The sequence below is a fragment of the Streptomyces sp. NBC_00335 genome (assembly GCF_036127095.1).
In the GTDB taxonomy this organism is placed as follows: Bacteria; Actinomycetota; Actinomycetes; order Streptomycetales; family Streptomycetaceae; genus Streptomyces.
On record NZ_CP108007.1, the window covers coordinates 228,441 to 254,013 of the forward strand.

A 25,573-nucleotide genomic window follows, 5' to 3' on the forward strand; every position below is an offset into this window, starting at 1 on the left:
CGCACGGCCCGCCCGCACACACCGCTTCCGGGGTTCGCCCGACGATCTCATTAGGAGTGCCAGCGTTATGTTCGAACCGCGGACGGGATACTCGCCCGACGAGATCCCCCTCACCCACCACCTCGTCGCCCGTCAGGCGTCCAGGACACCGGGAGCGGTCGCCGTCGTCGACGGCCGACGCAGCATCGGCTATGCGGAACTCGACCGCTCGGCCAACCAGCTCGCCCGCCACCTGCGCGCCCTGGGCGCCGGCCCCGAGGTGCCCGTCGCCGTCTGCCTCCCGCGCGGCCACGAGCTCGTCACCGCCCTGCTCGCGGTTTGGAAGGCCGGGGCCGCCTACGTACCCCTCGACCCGGAGCAGCCCCCGGCGCGCCTGGCCTGGCTGGTCAAGGACACCGGCGCGGCCGTGGCCATCACCTCGGCGGACGCGGCCGACGCCGTCCTCGCCGCCGGCGCCCGCCCGGTCGTCCCCGCCGAACTCGGCGAGACGCTCGCCGTCCTGCCCGACCACGCGCCCGAGACCGGCCCGGACCCGGCCAACGCCGCCTACGTCCTCTACACCTCCGGCTCGACCGGCCGCCCCAAGGGCGTGGTCGTACCCCACGCCGGCATCGCCAACCGCATCGACTGGGCGGTGCGCAGCCTCGCCCTCACCCCCGCCGACCGCGTCCTGCAGAAGACCGCCCCGACCTTCGACGCGCACTGCTGGGAGATCTTCGCCCCCCTGACCTGCGGCGCCTCCGTGGTCATCGCCCCCGCGGGCGCCGAGCGCGACCCGGCGGCCATGGTCCGCGCCGTCGGCGACAGCGCGGCGACCGTCCTGCAGGTCGTCCCCTCCGTCCTGCGGATGCTGGTCGAGGAGAGCGGCTGGGAGCGCTGCGCCTCCCTGCGGGCCGTCACCTGCGCAGGCGAGCCGCTGCACGCCGAACTCGCCCAGCGGCTCCGGCAGCTGTCCGCCGCCGAGCTGTGGAACACCTACGGCCCCACCGAGTGCTCCGTCGACGTCGCCGCCCACCGCTTCGACCCGGAACAGACCTCCGGCCTGGTCCCCATCGGCCGCCCCATCGACGGCATCCGGCTGCTCGTCACCGACCCGGCCGGCGCCCCCGTGGGCGTGGGCACCCCCGGCGAGCTGCACATCGGCGGCACCGGCGTCGCCCGCGGCTACGCCGGACGGCCCGGCCTGACCGGCGACCGGTTCGTGCCCGACCCCTACGCCAAGGACGGCTCCCGCCTCTACCGCACCGGCGACCGGGTGCGCTGGCGGGCCGACGGCGTCCTGGAGTTCCTCGGCCGCCTCGACGACCAGGTCAAGATCAACGGCGTCCGCATCGAACCGGGCGAGATCGAGGCCCAGCTCGCCGCCCACCCGGCCGTCGCCGGCGCCGTGGTCACCGCCTACGCCCTGCCCGACGGCGCGAAGCGACTCGCCGCATACGTCCGCCTGCGCGACGGCGAGACCCTCCCGGACCTGCGCGGCTTCCTCCAGGAGCGGCTGCCCGCGACCCACGTTCCCGGGGTGTTCGTCGAGCTCGACTCCTTCCCCCTCACCACCAGTGGCAAGGTCGACCGGCGCGCGCTGCCCGCCCCCGGCACCACCGCCGACACCCGCTCCACCCGCCACCGTTCGCCCGCCACCGCCGCCGAACGGCTCGTCGCCGGCGTCTGGCAGGACATCCTCAAGATCGATTCGGTGGGCCTGGACGACGACTTCTTCCGGCTCGGCGGCACCTCCCTCCAGCTCACCCGCCTCGCCTCCCGGCTGCGCGCCGTCTCCGGCCGCGAGATCCAGCTGCGCGGACTGTTCGTGCAGACCACCCTCGCCGGACAGGCCGCCCTGCTCGGCCCCGCGGACGAGCCCGGCCCGCGCCCCGTCCCGCGCGGAACGCCGCTGCCGCTCTCCTACGGCCAGCGCGGCATGTGGTTCCTGGACCGGATCGCCCCCCAGGGCCCCGACTGGGTCTCCTGGGTGCAGCTCGACGTACCCGCCGAGGCCGGCCCGGACACCGTCCAGCAGGTCGTCGACGCCCTGACCGCCCGCCACGAGGCGCTGCGGACCCGCTACGTCGAGACCGACGGCGAACCCCTGCAGATCATCGACCCGGCCGTCCGCATCGAGGTCCGCACCGCCACCGCCGCCCCCGGCGAGACCGGCGCCCTGCTCGCCGCCGACCGCGCCCACGGCTTCGACCTGGAACACGGCCCGCTGCTGCGCGCCCTCCTCGTCCGCGCCGAGGACGGCAGCCAGGTCCTCGGCCTGGCCATGCACCACATCACCACCGACGGCTGGTCCAGCGGCATCCTGGAGCGCGAGTTCGCCCTGCTGACCGAGGCCGCGCTGCGCGGTACCCACCCGCTCGGCTCCGTCCTGCCCGCCCTCCCCGTCCAGTACGCCGACTACGCGGCCTGGCAGCGCGGCCGCCTCACCGAGGCCGTCCTCGCCCCGGTCCTGGCGCACTGGCGCGCACAGCTGGACGGAGCACCCGAGCTGGCCCTGCCCACCGACCGGCCCCGCCCCGCGGTCCGCGACGGCAAGGGCGCCGCCGCCCTCTTCGACGTCCCCGCCGACGTCGTCGCCGGGCTCACCGCCCTGGGCAAGCGCCACGGCGCCACCCCGTTCATGACCCTGCTGACCGCGTACGCGGCCGTACTGGCCCGTCACAGCGGCCAGTGGGACCTGTCCGTCGGCACCCCGGTGGCCGGCCGCGGCCTGCCCGAACTCGAAGGCGTCGTCGGCTTCTTCCTCGGCAGCCTCGTGCTCCGCTGCCGCCTCGACGGCTCCCGGACCTTCGCCGAGGCCCTGGACGCCGTCGCCGGCACCGCCAAGGACGCCTTCGCCCAGCCCGAGCTGCCCTTCGAACGCCTCGTCGAGGAGCTCGTACCCGACCGCGACCTCGGCCGGACCCCGCTCTACCAGGTCGCCTTCGACCTGCACGGCGGCGAGTTCAACGGCCGCGTCGAGGACGAGCGGGCCCGCGCCGACCTGCGGGACGCCTGGCGGATCGCCCACACCGACCTCACCCTGATGATGCGCCCGGGCCCCGACGGCTCCTTCTTCGGCGCCTTCGAGTACGCCACCTCCCTCTTCGACGCCGCCACCGCCGAACGCCTGGCCGGACACTTCACCCGGGTGCTCGCCGCCGTGGCCGCCGACCCCGAGCTGCGCCTGGACGCACTGGAGCTCGCCGGCCCCCAGGAGAGGGCCGAGACCACCGCCCGCAGCAGCGCCCCCGCCCTGCCCGCCGGCCCGGCCGTGCCCGAGCTGGTCGCCGCCCAGGCCGTCCGGACCCCCGGCGCGACCGCCGTGCGCGGCGACGGCTTCACCCTCACCTACGCCGAACTGGACGCCCGGGCCAACCGGATCGCCCACCACCTGCGCTCCCTGGGCGTCCGCCCCGACTCGGCCGTCGGGGTCCTGCTCGACCGCGGACCCGACCTGCACGCCGCGCTGCTGGGCGTCTGGCGGGCGGGAGCCGCGTACGTCCCGCTCGACCCGGCGTTCCCCGCCGGGCGCGTCGAGGCCATGCTCGACGCCGCGGGCGCCCGTACGGTCCTGACCCGCGACGGGTACGCCGAACGCTTCGCGGCCGGCGCCCGCACCGTCGTCGACCTCGCCGACCCCGACGGCCGCATCGCCGCGGCCCCCGCCGGGGCCCCCGCCGTCCCGGCCGACCAGGACCGGCTGGCGTACGTCATCTTCACCTCCGGCTCGACCGGCACCCCCAAGGGCGTCGGCGTCCCGCACCGGGGCCTGGCCCACCACCTCGCCTGGGCCACCGCCACGCTCGCCGGGGCCGGTGACGGCGGCAGCGCCGTCTTCTCCTCCGTCGCCTTCGACCTGGTCGTACCCAACCTGTGGGCCCCGCTGACCTGCGGGCAGAGCGTGCACCTGCTGCCCGCCAACCTCGACCTGTCCGAACTGGGCAAACGCCTCGCCGACGGCGGCCCGTACAGCTTCCTCAAGCTGACCCCCGGTCACCTGGAGATCCTCGGCCACCAGCTCGACGACGAGCAGGCCGCCGCCCTCGCCCCGGTCGTCGTCGTCGCCGGCGAGGCCCTCCAGGGCTCCCTCGCGGACCACTGGGCGCGGCTGCTGGGCCCCGGCGGACTCGTCAACGAGTACGGGCCGACCGAGACCTCCGTCGGCACCTGCGTCCACCCGCTGACCGCCCCGGTCGCCGACGGCGTCGTCCCGATCGGCTCCCCGCTGCCCGGCATGGTGATGCGCGTCCTCGACACGAACCTGCGCGAGGTCCCGCTCGGCGCCACCGGCGAACTGCACGTGGGCGGCACCGGCGTGGCCCGCGGCTACGTCGGCCGCCCCGGCGCCACCGCCGACCGCTTCGTGCCCGACCCGGGCGGACCCGCCGGCGCACGCCTCTACCGCACCGGCGACCTGGTGCGGCGGCTGCCCGGCGGCGCCGTCGACTTCCTCGGACGCGGCGACGACCAGGTCAAGATCCGCGGTCACCGCATCGAGCTCGGCGAGATCCGCGCCGTACTCGCCGGACACCCCCTGCTGCGCGACGCGGTCGTCGTCACCCACCGCACGGCCTCCGGCGAACTCGCCCTCGCCGGCTACACGGTCGCCGCGGGAGAACGGGCACCGACCGAGGAGGAGCTCCAGGCGTACTGCGCCCGCCGGCTCCCGGACTACATGATCCCGCCGGTCCTGCTCCCCGTCCCGGCCGTCCCGCTGAACGCGAACGGCAAGCTCGACAGGGCCGCCCTGCCCGCCCCGGTCGCCGCCCCCGCGGCCGGCCCGGACGCCCCGCTGAGCCCCGCCGAGCAGCGCATCAGCGAGATCTGGCAGGACATCCTGGGCCGCGAGGTCACCGCGCACGACCACTTCTTCCGCAGCGGCGGCAACTCCATCCTCGCCATCCGCCTCATCGCCGAACTCCACGACGAGTTCGACATCCACCTGCCCGTCCGCACGGTCTTCGAGCAGCCGACCGTCGCGGGCCAGGCCCAGGCGGTCGAGGACGCCATACGCGCCGAGATCGACGAGCTTTCCGACGAGCTTTCCGACGAGGAGCAGCACGCATGAGCATCGACCACAGCGCACAGCCGGCGATATCCGCCGCCGACGCCCGTGAAGAGCTGCTGCGCCGCAGACTCGCCGGACGCAGCGGCGCCGCCCGGCGCCGCCCCGCCATCCCCGCCGCCGACCGCTCGGCGCCCCTGCGCCTCTCCCACGGCCAGCAGCAGATGTGGTTCCTGAACCGGCTGGAGCCCGAGAGCGCCGAGTACCTCGTCCCCCTCGTCCTGCGCCTGCGCGGCGCCCTGGACACCACCGCCCTGGAACGCGCCTTCGACGAGGTGTGCGCCCGCCACGAGATCCTGCGCACCCGCTACGCCATGGACGGCGCCGAACCCGTCCAGATCGTCGAGGCCCCCCGCGCCGCCGGCATCGCCCTCACCGACCTGCGCCACCCGGCCGACGGCGGCCCCGGGACCCGGGAGCGGGCCGCCCGCGAAGCCCTCGCCCGCGAACTGGCCACGCCCGTCGACCTCACCCACGACCTCCCGGTGCGCGCCACCCTGCTGCGCCTCGCCGAAGACGACCACGTCCTGGCCGTCGTCTTCCACCACATCGCCTGCGACGCCTGGTCCACCCAGGTCTTCGCCGGGGAGCTCTCCGCCCTCTACGCCGCCCACGCGCAGGGCCGCGAGGTCCACCTGCCCGCCCCCACCCTCCAGTACGCGGACTTCGCCGCCTGGCAGCGCACCGAGCTCACCGGCGCCCGCCTGGAGCGCCAGCTCGACCACTGGCGGCGCACGCTCGCCGGCATCGAGCCCGTGGAACTCCCCACCGACCGGACCCGCCCCGCCGTGCGCGACCACCGCGGCGCCGAGGTGCCCTGCCCCCTCCCGGGCGGCCTCGGCGAGCGCGTGCGCTCCCTGGCCCTCGCCCACGACACCACCCCCTTCACGGTGTTCCTCACCGCCTTCCAGCTCCTGGTGTCCCGCTGGACCGGACGCACCGACGTCCCCGTGGGCACCGTGGTCTCCGGGCGGACCCGGCCCGAGCTCCAGCAGCTCATCGGCTACGGCATCAACAGCGTGGTCCTGCGGGCCCGTTGGAACGACGGCGCCACCTTCGCCGAACTCCTCGACCGGGCCCGTACGACCGTGCTCGACGCCTTCGACCACCAGGACGTCCCCTTCGCCCGCCTGGTCGACGAGCTCCAGCCGCAGCGCGACATGTCCCGCACCCCGCTCTACCAGGTCGGCTTCACCCTCCACGAGGAGCGCTACGAGGCCTTCGACCTCCCGGGCCTGCGCGTCGAGCCCTTCCTGGAGAGCGACGGCATCTCCAAGAACGAGCTCTCGCTGCGCGTCCTGGAGCGCCCCGACGGAGGCTTCGACGCCCAGCTCCAGTACGCCACCGCCCTGTTCGACCGGGACACCGTCCGCCGCATGGCCCGCCACCTCGCCCTGCTGCTCCAGGACGCCGTCGACCGGCCGGACGCCCCCGCCGAGAGCCTGCGGATCCTGGACCCGGCCGAGCGGGCCATGGCCACCGGAGCCACCGGAGCCACCGACGCCACCGGCGTCCTGGACGGACAGCGCCCCGAGGAGCCCGTCACCGCCTGCCCGCACGAGCTGTTCGAGCGCCGGGCCGCCCGCACCCCGGACGCCACCGCGGTCGTCGCCGGCCCCGACACCCTCACCTACCGCGAGCTCAACGAGCGGGCCAACCGCATCGCCCACCACCTGCGCGCCCTGGGCGCCGGCCCCGAACAGCTGGTCGGCCTCTGCCTGGAGCGCGGCCCGCTGCTCCTGCCCGCCCTCCTGGGCATCCTGAAGTCCGGCGCCGGCTACCTGCCCCTGGACCCGGCCAACCCCGCCGACCGGCTCGCCTACGTGGTCGCCGACGCCGGCGCCCGGCTGGTCCTCACCAGCACCGCGCTCGCCCCCGTCCTGGACGGGGTGCACGACGGCCCCCTGGTCGTGCTTGACGGCGCCGACGCCCCGGCCGTCGCGGCCGCGCCCACCGCCGACCCGGCGCCCGCCGCCACCCCGGACAACCTCATCTACACCATCTACACCTCCGGTTCGACCGGCCGCCCCAAGGGCGTCGCCCTCAGCCACGCCAACGTCAGCCGCCTGATGAGCACGGCCCAGGAGCACTACGGCTTCGACGAGACCGACGTCTGGAGCATGTTCCACAGCTACGCCTTCGACGTCTCCGTCTTCGAGATGTGGGGCGCGCTCCTGCACGGCGGCACCCTCGTCGTCGTCCCCCAGGACGTCACCCGCTCCCCGGACGAGTTCCTCACCCTGCTCGCCGACCGCGGCGTCACCGTCCTCAGCCAGACCCCCACCGCCTTCCGGGCCCTGGTCACCGCCGCCGCCGACGGCGACCCCCGCCTGGAGCGCCTGGCCCTGCGGCACGTCGTCTTCGCCGGCGAGAAGCTGGAGAGCGCCGAACTGCGCCCCTGGACCGACCGCATGGGCCTGGACGCCCCCGCGCTGGTCAACATGTACGGAATCACCGAGACCACCGTGCACTCCACCTTCCACCGCCTCGATGCCGGGGACCTGGACCGCACCGCGCCCAACCGCGTCGGCCACCCGCTGCGCGACCTGCGCATCCGCCTCCTCGACCGCGGCGGCCGCCTCGTGCCCCTGGGCGTGCCCGGCGAGATCCACGTGGCCGGCCCCGGCGTCGCCCGCGGCTACCTGGGCCGCCCCGCGCTCACCGCCGAACGCTTCGTACCCGACCCGTACGGCCCGGCCGGATCCCGCATGTACCGCTCCGGCGACCTGGCCCGCCGCCGCCCCGACGGCAGCCTGGAGTTCCTCGGCCGCATCGACCACCAGGTCAAGATCCGCGGCTACCGCATCGAGCTCGGCGAGATCGAGTCGGCGCTGGCCGCCCTGGACGGCGTCCGCCAGGCCGTGGTCGTCGTCCGCGAGGACGCGCCCGGCGACCGCCGCCTCACCGGCTACATCGTCGCGGACGGCACCCGCGAGACCGACACCCGCGCGCTGCGCGCCGAACTGGCCCGCTCCCTGCCCGAGTACATGGTCCCCGCCGTCGTCGTCCCCCTCGACGCGGTCCCGCTGACCACCAACGGCAAGCTCGACCAGCGCGCCCTGCCCGCCCCGGCCGACGCGGCCGCCGCCCCCGGCCTGGACGCCACCACCCCCCGCACCCCCGTCGAGGAGCAGGTCGCCACCGTCTGGGCGCAGGTGCTCGCCGCCGCCCGGATCGGGGTCCACGCCGACTTCTTCGAGCTCGGCGGCGACTCCATCCGCGCCGTCGCCCTGGTCGGCGCCCTGCGCGCGGCCGGCTTCGACATCGCCGTCCGCGACGTCTTCGGGCACCGCACCGTCGCCCGCGTCGCGGAGCTCATCACCGGGCGCCCCGCCGCCCCCGCCGAGACGCGCACGGCCCCCTTCGCACTGGTCTCCGACGAGGTACGGGCCCTGCTGCCGGACGGCGCCACCGACGCCTACCCGCTCTCCCAGAACCAGCTCGGCATGCTCATCGAGATGCTGACCGGCGACGGCGGACGCAACCTCTACCACAACGTCTCCAGCTTCCGGATCCGCGACGAGCACCCGTACGCCCCGGCCGCGATGGCCGAGGCCGCCCGGATCGTCACCGCACGCCACGAGGTGCTGCGCACCTCCATGGACCTCTCCGGCTACGGCGTCCCGCTCCAGATCGTGCACGCCTCGGCCGAACTCCCCGTCGGCCACCAGGACCTCTCCGGCCTCGGCGCCGACGAGGTCCGGGCCGAACTGGTGGCCCACACCGAGCGCGAACGGGCCCGCCTCTTCGACCTGGCCACCCCCTCGCTGATGCGGTTCTTCGCCCACGCCACGAACGACGGCGGCTGGTGGCTCTCGGTCACCGAATGCCACCCGCTGCTGGAGGGCTGGAGCCACCACTCGCTCCTGATGGAACTCCTCGGCGTCTACCGCGCGGTGCGCGACGGCCGCGACCCCGAACCCTTCGAGGCGCCCGCCCTGCGCTTCGCCGACTTCATCGCCGGCGAACTGCGCTCCCTCGCCTCACCGGAGGACCGCGCCTACTGGGAAGGCGTCGTCACCGCCCACTCCCCGTTCACCCTCCCCGCCACCTGGCACCCCGCGGACGGCGAGCCCGCCGGCACCCTGCAGGGCGCCGCCGACTGGCGCGACCTGGAGCCCGCCCTGCGCGCCCTGGCCGTCAAGGCCGGCGGCTCCCTCAAGAGCGTCCTGCTCGCCGCCCACCTCAGCGTCCTCGCCCGCCTCACCGACGAGGAGTCCTTCCACTCCGGCCTGGTCTGCGACGCCCGCCCCGAGGCCGTCGGAGCCGACCGGGTGTACGGCATGTACCTCAACACCCTGCCCTTCGCCATGGACCGCACCGCGGCCACCTGGCGCGAGCTCGTGCGCCAGGTCTTCGACCGCGAGGCCGCGCTGTGGGCCCACCGCCGCTTCCCGCTCCCCGCCGTCCAGAGCGCCTGGGGCGGCGGCGGCCGGCTCCTCGACGTGTACTTCAACTACCAGGACTTCCGGCAGGTCGACACCGCGACGATCGACCACGCGGAGGGACTCGACGACAGCCCCACCGAGTTCCCCCTCACCGTCTCCTCCCGGGCCGGTCACATCATCGTCACCGCCTCCCGCCAGGCCCTCGGTCAGCGGGCCGTCGACCGGCTCACCGCCCTGTACCGCGCCGTACTGGAGTCCATGGCGGGCGACCCCGACGGCGACGCCCGCGCCGCGTTCCTGCCGCCCGCCGAACGCGCCCTGCTGCTCGGCGACTGGGCCCACACCCCCGGCGAGGCGGCCACCGTCACCGTGCCCCGCCTCCTCGCCGCCCGCGCCGCCGCCACCCCCGGAGCCCCGGCCGTCGTCGCCGACGCGGCCGCCCTGAACCACGGCGAACTGCACGAGCGGGCCGGCCGGATCGCGCACGCCCTGCGCGGCCTGGGCGCCGGCCCCGAGTCGGTCGTCGCCGTCCTCCTCGACCGCACCCCCGACCTGCTGCCCGCGCTGATCGGCGCCTGGCAGGCCGGAGCCGCCTACGTGCCGATGGACCCCTCCTGGCCCGCCGAGCGGCTGCGCTCCGTCCTCGCCGACGCCGGATCCCCGGTCCTGGTCACCGACGCGGCCCACGCCCACCTCGCCGCCGAGGTGACCGGCGGAGCCGTCCCCGTGCTCCGGGCCGACGGCGAACTGCCCCCGGCCCCCGCCGGATCCGCCGTCCTCGACCCGGACCCCGACGCCCTCGCCTACGTCATCTACACCTCGGGCTCGACCGGCTGCCCCAAGGGCGTCCAGGTCTCCCACCGCAGCCTCGCCGGATACCTGGCCTGGGCCGTGGACGACTACCTCGCCGCGGGCACCGCCCGGAACGCCCCGCTGTTCTCCTCCATCGCCTTCGACCTCGTCGTGCCCACCCTCTACGCCCCCCTGCTGGCCGGCGGCGCGGTGCACCTCTTCGGCCCCGGCCGCGACCTGTCCGAACTGGGCGACTGGCTCGTCGCCCACGGCCCGTACGGCTTCGTCAAGCTCACCCCCGGCCACCTGGAGATGCTCGCCCACCAGCTCTGCGACGGCCGCGCCGAGGGTCTCGCCCCGGTGCTCGTCGTCGGCGGCGAGGCGCTCCTGACCCGCACCGCCGCCCACTGGTGCGCCCTGCTCGGCGGCGGCCGCGTCGTCAACGAGTACGGCCCCACCGAGATCACCGTCGGCAACAGCGTCTTCGACGTCACCGCCGCACGCACCCCCCGGGGCGAGGTCGTACCGATCGGCCGCCCCGTCCCGGGAACCTCCCAGTACGTCCTGGACACCCGGATGCAGCCCGTGCCCACCGGCGTCACCGGCGAGCTCTACATCGGCGGCCCCGGCCTGGCCCGTGGCTACGCCGGCCGGCCCGGCGCCACCGCGGACCGCTTCGTACCCGACCCGTACGGGCCCGCCGGCGCCCGCCTCTACCGCACCGGCGACCTCGCCCGGGTGCTCTCCGGCGGCGACGTCGACTTCCTCGGACGCGGCGACGACCAGGTCAAGGTCCGCGGCTACCGCATCGAACCGGCCGAGATCGACACCGTGCTGAGCGGCCACCCGGCCGTCGCCGAGGCCCGTACGGTGCTCCGCGAGGACACCCCGGGCGACCGCCGCCTGGTCGCCTACCTCGTTCCCGCCGCGGACTCCGCGCAGGGCGACTCCCCGCAGGCCGCCCCCGACACCGCGGAACTGGCCGCCCACTGCGCCGCCCTGCTGCCCGACTACATGGTCCCGGCCGCCTTCGTCACCCTCGACCGGCTGCCCCTCACCGCCAACGGCAAGCTCGACCAGCGCGCCCTGCCCGCCCCCGCCGCGGCCGGCGCCGCCGCCTGGACCGCACCGCGGACCGAGACCGAGGAGCGCGTCGCCGCAGTGTGGCGCACCGCCCTCGGCGCCGACCGCGTCGGCGTCCTGGACAGCTTCTTCGAGCTCGGCGGCGACTCCATCCGCGCCGTCGGCCTCGTCGGCGCCCTGCGCACCGCCGGCTACGACGTCACCGTGCGCGACGTCTTCGAGAGCCGCACCGTCGCCGCCCTGTGCGAACGCATCACCGGCCGCCCGGCGCCCGCCGGACCGGCCCCGGCCGTCGCACCGTTCGCCCTGCTCACCGCCGAGGACCGGGCCGCCCTGCCCGCCGGTCTCACCGACGCCTACCCGCTCTCCCAGAACCAGCTCGGCATGATCGTCGAGAGCATCGCCGGTGACGGCCGCAACCACTACCACGACCTCACCTCCTTCCTGCTCAAGGACGAACGGCCCTTCGACGCCGCCCTCTTCGAGCAGGCGGTCCGGGCCGTCACCGCCCGCCACGACATCCTGCGGACCTCCTTCGACCTCACCTCGTACACGGCCCCCCTCCAGCTGGTCCACGCCGAGCCGGCCGTCCCCTTCGGCCACACCGACCTGTCCGCCCTCGGCGAGGACGACCGCCGCGCCGCCCTCGCCGCCTTCACCGCCGCCGAGCGCGCCCTCCCCTTCGACCTGGCCTCCGACGCACCCCTGCTGCGCGTCCACGTCCACGTCCAGGGCCCGGACGCCTGGCGCTGCTCCTTCACCAAGCACCACGCCGTCCTCGAAGGCTGGAGCTACCACACCCTGCTCGGCGAACTCGTCGACTCCTACCGCGCCCTGTGCGCCGGCCGGCAGCCGAACACCGCCGCGCCCGCCCTGCGCTACGCCGACGCCGTCGCCGCCGAACTCGCCGCACTGGACTCGGCCGAGGACCGCGCCTACTGGGCCTCGGTCCTGCACGGCCGCGCCCCCTACGCCCTGCCCGAGGCCTGGGGCGACACGACCGCCGCGGACCCCGTCCCGGTCGGAGCGGGCTGCTCCTACGCCGACCTGACCCCACGGCTGCGCGCCCTCGCCGCCGAGGCCGGCGTCCCCCTCAAGAGCGTGCTGCTCGCCGCCCACCTGACGGTGCTCGGACGCGTCACCGACGAGGCCGAGTTCTTCACCGGCCTGGTGGGCCACACCCGCCCGGAGACCCCCGGCGCCGACCGGCTGCTCGGCATGTACCTCAACACCCTGCCCTTCCCCCACGACACCGCCCAGCGCACCGCCGCCACCTGGGGTGACCTCGTCCGGCTGGTGTTCGCACGGGAGACCGAGGCCTGGCCGCACCGCACGTACCCGATGCCCGCGCTGCAGAGCGAGTGGGGCGGCGGCCGCCGCCTCGTCGACGTGCTCTTCAGCCACCTCGACTTCGGGGCGGCCGGCCACGGCAGCGCCGAGGACGAGGGCAACGGCATCAACAGCAGCTCCACCGAGTTCTCCCTGTGGGTCACCACCCTCGACGGGATCGTCAGCCTGCGCTCCGACACCCGCACCCTCACCCAGGACCAGGCGGACCTGCTCGCCGCGATGTACCGCTCCGTGCTGGAGGCGATGGCCTCCACCGGGGCCGCCGGCCCCGCCCTGGAGGACGACCACCTGCCGGCCGCGGAGCACCGGCTCGCCGTCGCCACCGCCGCGCAGGCCCCCGCCCCGCTCACCACCGTCCACGGGGAGTTCGAGGCGCGCGCCGCCGAGACCCCGGACGCCGTCGCCCTGACCGGCGACGGAGACGACCTCACCTACGCCGCACTCGACGCCCGGGCCACCGCGGTCGCCGCGGCGCTCACCGCCGCCGGGGTCGAGCCCGGCGCCGTGGTCGGCGTCCACCTGGACCGCTCCGCCGCGCTGGTCGCCGTACTCCTGGGCGTCCTCAAGGCGGGCGCCGCCTACCTGCCCCTGGACCCCGGATACCCGGCCGAACGGCTCGCCTTCATGACGGAGGACGCCGGGGCGTCTGCCCTGGTGACCACCACCGGCCGGGCCGGCCTGCTGCCCGGCTGGTCCGGACCCACCCTCCACGCCGACACGCTCCACGCCGACACGCCGACCGCCGCGGCCGGCCGGCCCGGCGTCACCGCGAGCCCCGAGCACCTGGCGTACGTGATGTACACCTCCGGCTCGACCGGCACGCCCAAGGGCGTCGCCGTCCCGCACCGCGCCGTCGTCCGCCTCGTCCGCGAAGCCCCCGGCCTGGAGCTCGACGCGGCCACCCGGTTCGCGCACGCCGGCTCCATCTCCTTCGACGCCGCCACCCTCGAACTGTGGGGCCCGCTGCTCAACGGAGGACGCACCGTCGTCCTCGCCCGCGAGACCGTGCTGGAACCCCGGGCCCTGGCCGACGCCCTGCGCGAGCACGGCGTCACCCACCTGTGGCAGACCGCCTCCCTGTTCAACCACACCGTCGCCACCGTCCCCGACGCCGTCGCCGGCATCGGCACGGTCCTGATCGGCGGCGAGGCCCTCGACCCGGTCACGGTCCGCACCGTCCTCGCCCACGGCGCACCGCGCCGCCTCCTCAACGGCTACGGCCCCACCGAGAACACCACCTTCTCCACCACCCACCACATCGCGGAACTGGCCCCGCACGCCGTGTCCGTACCGATCGGCACGCCCGTCCCGCGCAGCAGCGCCCACGTCGTCGACGCCTGGCTGCGGCCCGTGGGCCGCGGCGTCCCGGGCGAACTGCTCGTCGGCGGCGCGGGACTGGCCCACGGCTACCTGGGCCGCCCGGCCCTGACCGCCGACCGCTTCCTGCCCGACCCCTTCGGGCCCCCCGGAGCACGCCTCTACCGCACCGGCGACGTGGTCCGCAGGCTCCCCGACGGCACCCTGGAGTACCTGGGCCGCGCCGACGGGCAGATCAAGCTCCGCGGCTACCGCATCGAGCTCGGCGAGATCGAGACCCGCCTCGCCGACCACGAGGGCGTCGCCCGGGCCCGCGTCGTCCTGCGCGAGGACATCCCGGGCGAGCAGCGCCTGGTCGCGTACGCCGTACCGGCGGCGGGCCCGCTGCCCGGCCCGGCCGAACTGCGCGCCCACCTCGCCCGCGAACTCCCCGACCACATGCTGCCGGCGGCCTTCGTGGCCCTGGAGCGCATCCCCCTCACCGCGAACGGCAAGCTCGACCACCGGGCGCTGCCCGCCCCGGCCGAGTCCGACCGGGCCGCCGGCGCCGCGGGCGCCACCGCGCCGCGCACCCCCGTCGAGGCCCGGCTCGCCGAGATCTGGGCGCAGGTCCTGGCCCTCGACCCGGAACTCACCGGAGTCGAGGACAGCTTCTTCGACGTCGGCGGCGACTCCATCCGCGCCGTCGCCCTGGTCGGCGCGGTCCGTGCCGCCGGGTTCGACGTGTCCGTACGCGACCTCTTCGAGCGGCGCACCGTCGCCGGCCTCGCCGAGGTGATCACCGGACGGCCCGCACCGGCCGCCCCCGAAGGCCACGTCGCGCCCTTCGCCCTGCTCTCCGCGGCCGACCGCGGCGCCCTGCCCGGCGGCCTCGACGACGCCTACCCGCTCACCCAGGTGCAGACCGGCATGCTCGTCGAGATGCTGGCCGGCGACCTCCCCGGTCGCGACGGTGCGGCCTACCACCACGCGGCCGCCTACCGGGTCCGCGACGCCGCCCCCTTCGACGGACCGGCCCTGCGCCGCGCCGTCGCCACCGTCGCCGCCCGCCACGACGTCCTGCGCACCTCCTTCGACCTCACCCGCTGCTCCGTCCCCGTCCAACTGGTGCACACCGAGGCCGCGGTCGAGGTCACCCTGCACGACCTGCGCCCCGTCGCGGCGCCGGAGCGCGAGCGGGCCCTGCGCGCGTTCCTCGCCGCCGAACGCGCCGCCGTCTTCGACGTCGACGCCGGCCGGCCGCTGTGGCGGGCCGCCGCCCACACCGAGGACGACGGCTGGTGGCTGGTCCTGACCCAGTCCCACGCCATCACCGAGGGCTGGAGCCAGCACGCGATGCTGATGGAGCTCATCGGCGTCTACCAGGAGCTGCGCGACGGCTCCGCCCCCGCCGCCCGGCCCGCCGACGGCGTCCGCTTCGCCGACACCGTCGCCGCCGAACTGGCCTCGCTGGCCTCGGAGCAGGACCGCGCCTTCTGGCGGGAGACCATCACCGAGCAGGCACCCCTGGCCCTGCCGGCCGCCTGGCGGGCCCCCGCCGACGCACCCGACGAGGACTACGACCTGTCCGTACCGCTGCGCGACCTGGAGCCGCGCCTGCGAGCCCTGGCCTCGGCCTCCGGCGCCTCCCTCAAGAGCGTCCTGCTCGCCGCCCACCTGACCGTGCTGTCCCGCCTCACCGACGAGGAGTCCTTCCACACCGGGCTGATCTGCGACACGCGCCCCGAGGTCGTCGGCGCCGACCGCGTGTACGGCATGTACGTCAACACCGTGCCGTTCCCGCACCGGCGCACCGCCGCCACCTGGCGCGAACTGGTCCGGGAGGTCTTCGCCCGCGAGGCGCGGATGTGGCCGCACCGCCGCTTCCCCTTCCCCGAGATCCAGCGGGAGGCCGGCGGGGAGCGCGTCATCGACGTGATCTTCAACTACCAGAACTTCCACGTGGTCGACGAGACCACCGTGGACACCGCCACCACCCTGGGCTCCGGCGCCACCGAGTTCGACTTGGAGGTCAACACCTCCGGCCAGGGCCTGACCCTCAAGACCAGCACCGCCGTCCTGACCCGCGAACGCGGCGCTGCCCTCGCCGACATGTACCGCACCGCCCTGGAGCGCATGGCCGCCGACCCCGACGGCGACGCGACGGCCGCCCTGCTGCCGCACGGCGACGAGCAGCGCCTGGCCGAGTGGAACCGTACGGCCGCCGACCCCGTGTGGACGGCCCCGGAACTCCTCTTCCAGCAGTACGCGGCCTTCCGCCCCGGCCGGACCGCGCTCAGCGCCGACGGAGTGGAGCTGACCTACGAGCGGCTCAACGCCCGCGTCAACCGCCTTGCCCACCGGCTGCGCGCCCTCGGCGTCGGCCCCGACACGGTCGTCGGCATCCGGGCCGAGCGCTCCCCCCGTACCGTCCTCGCCGTCCTCGCCGTCCTCAAGGCGGGGGGCGCCCACTTGCCGCTCGACCCCGAGTACCCCGCCGAGCGGCTCGCCTTCCTCGTCGCGGACGCCGGCGTCGAACTGCTCCTCACCGACGGCGAGCCCACCGCCGCGGACGGGGACGGACCGCCGGTCCTCGCCCTCGACGGCATCCTGGACGAGGAACCGTCCGGCCCCTGGAGCGGGCTGCCCGAGACCGACCCGGAGCCGCTCGCCGACGGCGACAACCTGGCGTACGTCATCTACACCTCCGGTTCCACCGGCCGCCCCAAGGGCGTCCTGGTGCACCGCCGGGGCATGGGCAACCACCTCCTGGCCAAGATCGAGGACCTCGCGCTCGGCGAGCAGGACACCGTGGTCCACAACGCCCCGCTGGCCTTCGACATCTCGGTGTGGCAGATGCTGGCCGCGCTCGCCACGGGCGGCCGCGTCCACGTCGAGGACCGCGACGCGGCGGCGGACCCGCTGGAGCTCTTCCCCCGTACGGCCGCCGAACGGACCACCGTCCTGGAGGTCGTCCCCTCCCTGCTGCGGGCCGCGCTCGACGCCTGGGACGCGGGCGTCCTCACCCTCGAACTGCCCTACCTGCGGTGGATGGTCGTCACCGGCGAGGCCCTGCCGCCGGACCTCGCCCGCCGCTGGTTCGACCGCTTCCCCGGCGTCCCGATGGTCAACGCCTACGGGCCCACCGAATGCTCCGACGACGTCACCCACGCCCTCATCCGCGCCCGCGACCCGATCGGCGACCTGCGGGTCACCATCGGCCACCCGGTCCGCAACACCCGCCTGCACGTCCTCGACGCGAACCTGCGCGAGGTCCCGGTGGGCGCCCCCGGCGAGCTCTGGGTCGCCGGCGACGGCGTCACCCGCGGCTACGGCGGCCGACCCGCCCTGACCGCCGAGCGGTTCCAGCCCGACCCCTACGGCCCGCCCGGCACCCGGCTCTACCGCACCGGCGACGTGGCGGCCTGGAACCCCGACGGCAGCCTGGAGTTCCTCGGCCGCGTCGACCACCAGGTCAAGATCCGCGGCGTGCGCATGGAACTCGGCGAGATCGAGGCCGTGCTCACCGAGCGGGCCGAGGTCTCCGCGGCCGCCGCCGTGGTGCGCGAGGACGTCCCCGGAGTCCAGCGCCTGGTCGCCTACCTCGTGCCCGCGGCCGGAGCCGAGCTGCACCCGGCCGCGCTCCGCGCCGAACTGGGCACCTTCCTGCCCGCCGCGATGGTGCCCACCGCCCTCGTGGTCCTCGACGCCCTGCCGCTCACCGCCAACGGCAAGATCGACCGCAAGGCCCTGCCGGCCCCGGCCGCGGGCACCGTCGCCGCAGGCCCCAAGGCCGACCCGCGCACCCCGGCCGAGACCGCCTTCGCCGAGGTCTGGGCCCGGGTCCTGGGCGTGGACGCCCCCGGCACCGACGAGGACTTCTTCGAGCTCGGCGGCGACTCCATCCGGGCCGTGGCCCTCGTCGGCGCCCTGCGCGCCGCCGGCTACCGGGCCTCCGTCCGGGAGGTGTTCACGCACCGCACCATCGCCGCGCTCGCCGCCCACGCCGAGCCGGCCGAGCCGCGGGCCACCGCCGGGATCGCGCCGTTCGCGCTCCTCCCCGACGCCGAGCGGGCCGCGCTGCCCGCCGACGCGGCCGACGCGTACCCGCTCTCCCAGGTCCAGCTCGCCATGGTCGCCGAACAGCTCGGCGACGACACCGGCCGCGGCGCCTACCACACCGTCGTCTCCCTGCGGATCCACGACGACGGGCCCTTCCGCGCCGAGGCGCTGGAGCAGGCGGTGCGGGTCGTCACGGCCCGCCACGAGGTCCTGCGCACCTCGGTCCGCATCACCGGCCACGCGGTGCCCCTCCAGATCGTCCACGCCGACGCCGAGGTGCCCCTCACCGTCCACGACCTGCGCGCAGAGGACGGTGCCGCCCTGGAGAGGAGGTTCCGCGCCTTCGTCGCCGCCGAACGCACCCGCCTCTTCGAGCTGCACGAGGCCCCGCTGCTGCGCGTCGCCGCACACCGCGAGGACGAGCGGACCTGGTGGCTCACCTTCACCCAGTCCCACGTCATCCTGGAGGGATGGAGCCAGCACACGCTCCAGATGGAACTCCTCGACGCCTACCGGGAGATCCGCGACACCGGGGCCCCCGCCCCGTACACGGCGCCCCCCGTGCGCTTCGCGGACGTGATCGCCGGCGAGCTGGAGTCCCTGGACTCGCCGGCCGACCGCGCCTTCTGGGAACGGGTCGCCACCGGGTACGCCCCGCTGGTGCCGCCCGCGGAATGGGCCGGCGACCCGGCCCGCCCCCGCGAGCAGTACGGCGTGCGGATCCCGATCGACGACCTCGCCGAGTCCCTGCGCGCCCGCGCCGTCGAGGCGGGAGTCCCCTTCAAGACGGTGGTCCTCGCCGCCCACCTGAAGGTGATGAGCCAGCTCACCGACGCCGGCGCCTTCCACACCGGAGTCGTCTTCCACACCCGGCCCGAGGCGCCGGGCGCCGAGCGCCTGGTCGGCATGCTCCTCAACACCCTGCCGTTCCCGCACGACCGCACCGCCCGCACCTGGGGCGACCTGCTGCGCCAGGTGTTCGCCCAGGAGACCGAGATCTGGGGCCACCGGCGCTACCCGCTGCCCGCCGTGCAGCGCGAGTGGGGCGGCGGCCGCCGGATGCTGGACGTCCACTTCAACTACGTGGACTTCCACCAGGTCGACACCGCCCGGGTTGACGGCGCGGCCGGCGTCAGTGAGGCCCCCACCGAGTTCGGCCTCTCCGTACAGGTCCACGGCGACAGCCGGATCGGCCTGCACTCCGACACCCACCTGCTCGGCCGCGCCGACGCCGACCGGCTGGCGGGGATGTACCGCGCGGTGCTGGAGTCCCTGGCCGGCGGACTCGACGGCAACGCCCGTACGGTCCACCTCCCCGCGGGGGAGCGCGAGCGGCTGCTCGGCTCCGCCGCGAGCGGGCCGGCCGCCGAGCCCGTCGAGCGCACGGTCCACGAGCTGTTCGACGCCCAGGCGGCGGCGACACCCGACGCCGTCGCCGTCCGGGCCCACGACGGATCCCTCACCTACCGCGAGCTGGGCGAGCGGGCCAACCGGCTCGCCCACCGGCTCCGGGCCCTGGGCGCGGGCCCCGAACAGCTGGTCGGCGTCTGCCTGGAGCGCGGCCGCGACCTGATCCCCACCCTGCTCGGCATCCTCAAGTCCGGCGCGGCCTACCTGCCGCTGGACCCCGCCAACCCGGTGGAGCGGCTCGGCCACATCGTCGCGGACGCCGGAGCCCGGCTGCTGGTCACCAGCGCGGAGCTGGCCCCGCTGCTCGACGACGTGTACGACGGCGTGCGGATCCTGCCCGGGGACGCCGACGGCGAACCCGCGCACGCCCCGGAGCCCACGTCCGTCCCGGAGAACCTCGTCTACACGATCTACACCTCCGGTTCGACGGGCCGCCCGAAGGGTGTCGCCCTCACCCACGCCAACGTCGTGCGCCTGATGACGACGGCCCAGGAGCACTACGCCTTCGACGAGTCGGACGTGTGGAGCATGTCCCACTCCTACGCCTTCGACGTGTCCGTCTTCGAGATGTGGGGAGCCCTGCTGCACGGCGGCACCCTGGTCGTCGTCCCCCGGGAGACCACCCGCTCGCCCGAGGAGTTCCTGGACCTCCTGGCCGGGGAGCAGGTCACCGTCCTCAGCCAGACCCCCACGGCCTTCCGGTCGCTGGTGTCCGCCGCCGCGGACGGCGACCCCCGCGTGGGCCGGCTCGCCCTGCGGGCCGTGGTCTTCGCGGGCGAGAAGCTCGACATCCCGGAACTGCGGCCGTGGGTGGAGCGCTGCGGCCTCGGCCGCACCGCCCTGGTCAACATGTACGGGATCACCGAGACCACCGTGCACTCCACCTACCACCGGCTCACCCGGCGGGACTTCGACGAGGGCGCGGGCAACGCCATCGGCCGCCCGCTGAGCGACCTGGCGATCCACCTGCTGGACCCGGCGGGCGACCTGGTCCCGATCGGCGTCCCCGGCGAGATCCACATCGCCGGCCCCGGCGTCGCCCGCGGCTACCTCGGACGCCCCGCCCTGACCGCAGACCGCTTCGTGCCCGACCCCTACGGTCCGGCCGGATCCCGCCTCTACCGCAGCGGCGACCTGGCCCGCCGGCGGCCGGACGGCAGCCTGGAGTTCCTCGGCCGCATCGACCACCAGGTCAAGATCCGCGGCTACCGCGTGGAACTGGGCGAGATCCAGTCCGCGCTCCAGGAACACCCCCTGGTCCGCCAGGCGGTGGTGGTGGCCCGCGAGGACCGCCCGGGCGACATCCGCCTGGCGGCCTACTGGGTGCCGCAGACCGGCACCCGGGCCGCCGCCCACCCCGCCGCGGAGCTGGCCGCGCACTGCGCGGCGCGGCTGCCGGAGTACATGGTCCCCGCCTCCTTCACGGGCCTCGACGCCCTCCCGCTGACCCCCAACGGGAAGCTCGACCAGCGTGCGCTGCCCGCCCCGGACGAGGCCGCCTCGGCGCGCGCCGTGGCGTACGAGGCACCGCGGACCCCCGCCGAGAAGACCCTCGCGGCCGTCTGGCGCCAGGTCCTGGGCACCGAACGGGTGGGCCGCGCGGACGGGTTCTTCGCCCTCGGCGGGCACTCCATCCTGGTGCCCCAGGTGATCGTCGGAGCCCGGGAACAGGGACTCGCGGTGACGGCCGTCATGCTCTACCGGCACACGACGCTCGCCGCCCTGGCGGCCGCCGCCGCGGGGGAGCGGTCCGCGGACACCGGCGCCCCGGCCGGCGGCCGCCGCGCCGCCACGGCCCGCCTGATGGCCGAACACGCGGTCCCCGGCCTCTCGCTGGCCGTCATCGAGGACGGCCGGATCACCGCCGCCGAGGCCCACGGCACCCTGCAGGCCGGCGGATCGCGCGGGGTCACCCCCGACACGGCCTTCCGGGTCGGCTCGGCGACGAAGTTCGTCACCGCCCTCGGCGTCCTGCGCCTCGTCGAGGAGGGAGTCCTCGACCTCGACGAGGACGTCAACGCCCGCCTGACGACCTGGCGGGTCCCCGGATCCGGCGCGGACCTCCCGGTCACCGCCCGCCTGCTGCTCGGACACCGCTCGGGACTGACGGCGTACACCGGCGCCCCCACCGTGCCGCTGGCCCGCCTGCTACGGACCTCCGTCCGCCGGGAGTCCGTACCCGGCGAGGTCTTCCGCAGCGCCAACGCGAACTACGCCGTCCTGCAGCAGCTGGTGCAGGACGCCACCGGCGCACCGTTCGCCGAGGTGATGCGCGCCCTGGTCCTGGAGCCGCTCGCGATGGCGGGCACCGGCTACGGCCGGCTCCCCGCGGGCGCCGCCCGCGGCCACCACGACGCCGGACGGCCCGCAGCCGCGGGCCGCACCCGCACCGACACCGCGGCCGGCGGGATGTGGACCACCGCCACCGACCTCGCCCGGGCCCTGCTGGCCCTGCGCGACTCCCACCGGGGCCTGCCCGACGCCCTCCTGAGCCCCGCCACCGCCCGCCTCATGCTCGCCGCGCACCCGGACACCCTCTACGGGCTCGGCACCCTCGTCGACACCACCGGCTCCGACACGGAGTACGGCCACGCGGGCACCGTCACCGGCTACCACGCCGTGGCCACCGCCCGCCTCGGGCACGGCAGCGGACTGGTCGCCCTGACCAACGCCGACACCGGACCGCAGGTCGTCAAGGCCCTGCTGGCCGACCCCGGCCACCAGGCCTGAACCCCCGTCAACCCACCCCTGTTGGAGGACACCGTGTCAGCCCGACACCTCATCTCCCTCGACGACCTCACCGACGCCGAGCTGTACGCCGTGGTCGAGCGCGGCGCCGCCTTCTCCGGCGGCGCCGCCCCCCGGGACCCGCTGGCCGGACTGGTCACCGGCGTGTACTTCCGCAAGACCTCCACCCGCACCCGTACCGCCTTCTCCTCCGGGGTGCTGCGCCTGGGAGGGACGATCGTCACCTACGGCGCCGACGACCTCCAGCTCAACACCGGGGAGACCACCGAGGACACCGGCCGGGTCTTCTCCCGGATGCTCGACCTGCTGGTCGCCCGGACCGCCGGCGACCCCGCGGAGATGCGCGGCTGGGCCTCCCAGTCCCAGATGTCCGTGGTCAACGCGATGAGCGCCGAGGAGCACCCCACCCAGGGGCTCACCGACCTCACCACCCTCCTCGGCCGCTTCGGCCGGATCCGCGACCTGCGCGTGCTGTACGTCGGCGAGGGCAACAACACCGCCGCCGCACTGGCCCTCGGCCTGACCCGCTACCCGGGCACCACGCTCGAACTGCGCACCCCGCCCGGCTACGGCCTCGCCCCCGGCATCCGGGAGCGGGCCCTGGCCCACGCCCGGGCCCACGGCGCCACCCTCACCGAGCACCACCACATGCGGGACCTGCCCGCCGGCGTCGACGCCGTCTACACCTCCCGCTGGCAGACCACGGGCAGCAGCAAGGCCGACCCCGACTGGCGCGAGCTCTTCGCCCCGTTCCAGGTCACCGCCGCCCTGTGGCGGACCAGCCCGCAGGCCGCCTTCCTGCACGACCTGCCCGCCCACCGCGGCGAGGAAGTCACCGCCGAGGTGCTCGACGGACCGCACAGCATCGCCTTCCAGCAGGCCGAGAACAAGATGCACAGCGCCATGGCCGTCCTGGAGTGGTGCGCCGCCGGCGCCGCCGCCGCGGGCGTCCGCCGTGCGCGGGAAGCACGGGCGGCATGACCCTCCTCGAAGAACGCCCCGCCCCCGGCGAGCCCGAGGCCCGGGCCACCCCGCTGCGCCGCAACCGCGACTTCCTGCTGCTGTGGACCGGCGCCGGGTTCTCGCTGCTCGGCGTGCAGGCCGCCCAGGCCGCGTACCCGCTGCTGATGATCTGGCAGGGCTCGGTCGCCGGCGCCGGCCTGGTCGGCTTCGCCGCCCTGCTGCCGCACCTGCTGGTCCAGCTCCCGGCCGGCGCCCTCGTCGACCGCTGGGACCGGCGCAAGCTGATGATCCTCTGCGACCTCGTGGGCCTGCTCTCCATGGGCAGCGTCGCGGCGGCCCTGGCCACCGGCCACATGTGGCTCCCGCACGTGATGGCCGCCGCCTTCCTGGAGGGCGCGGCGTTCGTCTTCTACCGGCTCGCCGAACGCGCCGCGGTGCGCAACGTGGTGCACCCCGCCCACCTGCCGGCCGCGCTCTCCCAGAACGAGGCCCGCAGCCAGGTCGCCGGCCTGCTGGGTCAGCCGGCCGGGGTCGCCCTCTTCGCCCTCACCCGGTGGCTGCCGTTCGGCGTCACCGCCCTCGCCCACCTGGTGGCCCTGGGCTGCGTCCTGTTCATCCGCAAGGAGCTCCAGGAAGAGCGCACCGCGGCGCCGCGCAGCCTGCGGGCCGAGGTGTCCGAGGGAGTGGCCTGGGTGTGGCGGCAGAAGTTCATGCGCGCCGCCGTCGCCCTGGTCGCCGGCAGCAACATGCTCTTCCAGATCCTCAACCTCTCCCTGGTACTGATCTTCAAGGAGGCCGGGCACTCGCCCGCACTGCTCGGGGTCCTCGGGCTGATGGAAGGCGTGGGCGGCGCACTCGGCGCCCTGAGCGCCTCGTGGTGCCTCAAGCGGCTGGCCCCCTCGACCGTGGTGATCAGCGCGTTCGCCCTGTGGGCCGCGCTGATGGCCCCGGTGGCCTTCCTCTCCGCCCCGCTCGCCCTCGGCGCCCTGTGCGGCGGCATGGCCTTCGCCGGCTCCCTGATGAACGTGGGCGCCGGGGTCCACCAGATGAGGATCACCCCCGACGAGATGCAGGGCCGCGTCAGCAGCGTGTTCATGCTCATGGCCTCCGGGATGAACTCCGCCGGAGCCCTCCTGGGCGGCCTGCTGCTGGCCGCCTTCCCCACCTCCACCACGGTGCTCGGCATCTCCGCCGCCATGGCGCTGATGACCGTCCTCGCCGCGGTGAACCCCGCGATCCGCGGGGCCGGCCGCGAGCCCGAGGCCGGGCCGGCCGCGGACCCGAAGGCCGCCGGCCCGCAGGCCTCCCCGGCCATCGAGGACCGCGCAACCGCAATCGCAACCGCAGCCGGCACCGCACCCCACGCCGAGCCCCGCCCCGTACCCCGTACGGCAGCCGGCTCCGACACGAGCGACGAGAAGGTCGACCCGTCATGACGACAACCCAGCCCGAACAGACCCGCACCACCACCCTGCCGCTCGTCATGGAACACGACGGCGCCCACCCCGGCATCACCGAGTACATCGACGCCGAACGGACCAGGATCCGCGCCGCCCTGCACGAGCACGGAGCCGTCCTGCTGCGCGGCTTCCCCCTCGGCGGGGTCGACGGGTTCGACGCCTCCGTACGGGCCCTGTCCGGCGCTCCGCTCGCGTACTCCGAGCGGTCCTCGCCGCGCTCCACCATCAAGGGCAACGTCTACACCTCGACGGACTACCCGCCGGACGAGGAGATCTTCCTCCACAACGAGAACTCCTACCAGTCGTCCTGGCCGCGCCTGCTCTACTTCTGCTGCATCGCGGAGCCGGACTCCCTCGGGGCCACCCCGCTCGCCGACACCCGCCGCATCCTGGACCTCGTCCACCCCGACGTGCGCGAGGAGTTCACCCGCCGCAGTTGGATGGCCACCCGCACCTTCCACCCCGGCTTCGGCATCCCGTGGGAGTCCGTCTTCAACACCGACGACCGCGCCGAGGTCGAGCGCCTGGCCGCCGCCAAGGACCTCGGCCTGGAGTGGCTGCCCGGCGGCGGGATGCGCACCCGGGCCGTGCGCGACGCGGTGCACCGCCACCCCGTGACCGGCGAGGCGGTCTGGTTCAACCACATCACCTTCTTCCACCACACCACCCTGCTGCCCGACGTCCGCGAGGGGCTGCTGGAGCTGTTCGCCGAGGAGGAGCTGCCGAGCAACACGTACTACGGGGACGGCGGCCGGATCCCCGACGACGTACTGGACCACCTGCGCTCCTGCTACCGGCAGGCCAGCGTCCGCTTCGACTGGCGGCGGGACGACGTCCTCGTCGTGGACAACATGCTCTCCAGCCACGGCCGCGAGCCCTTCACCGGCCCCCGCAAGATCGCCGTCGCCATGGCCGAGCCCCACACCCCCGCCCCGGCCCACACCCCTACCCCCTCCGGCACGGAGGGCTGACGC

The 25,573-nt window shown here is 75.4% G+C and carries 5 protein-coding genes; all 5 read left to right on the forward strand.

All coding sequences use genetic code 11. The features are described 5' to 3' along the window. The first annotated feature begins 67 nt into the window (after positions 1-67). Genes OHA37_RS40480 through OHA37_RS40500 form a run of 5 tightly spaced genes read left to right on the forward strand, consistent with a single transcriptional unit; the run spans position 68 to position 25,570 of the window. Positions 68-5,050, forward strand: coding sequence for a non-ribosomal peptide synthetase (locus OHA37_RS40480; protein WP_266914541.1), 4,983 nt, complete (start codon positions 68-70; stop codon positions 5,048-5,050). Further along, entirely contained in the window at positions 5,047-22,158 is a 17,112-nt protein-coding gene (locus OHA37_RS40485; RefSeq protein ID WP_266914543.1) for a non-ribosomal peptide synthetase, read from the forward strand. The genes OHA37_RS40480 and OHA37_RS40485 overlap by 4 nt, the downstream gene beginning before the upstream one ends. A 33-nt stretch (positions 22,159-22,191) precedes the next feature. Next, positions 22,192-23,157, forward strand: coding sequence for an ornithine carbamoyltransferase (locus OHA37_RS40490; protein WP_266914545.1), 966 nt, complete (start codon positions 22,192-22,194; stop codon positions 23,155-23,157). Continuing rightward, positions 23,154-24,575, forward strand: coding sequence for an MFS transporter (locus tag OHA37_RS40495; protein WP_266914547.1), 1,422 nt, complete (start codon positions 23,154-23,156; stop codon positions 24,573-24,575). Before OHA37_RS40490 ends, OHA37_RS40495 begins: the two co-directional genes overlap by 4 nt. Further along, the gene (locus OHA37_RS40500; protein WP_443046365.1) at positions 24,572-25,570 is read left to right on the forward strand and encodes a TauD/TfdA family dioxygenase; all 999 of its coding nucleotides are present in this window, start codon (positions 24,572-24,574) and stop codon (positions 25,568-25,570) included. The genes OHA37_RS40495 and OHA37_RS40500 overlap by 4 nt, the downstream gene beginning before the upstream one ends. Positions 25,571-25,573 lie beyond the last annotated feature (3 nt).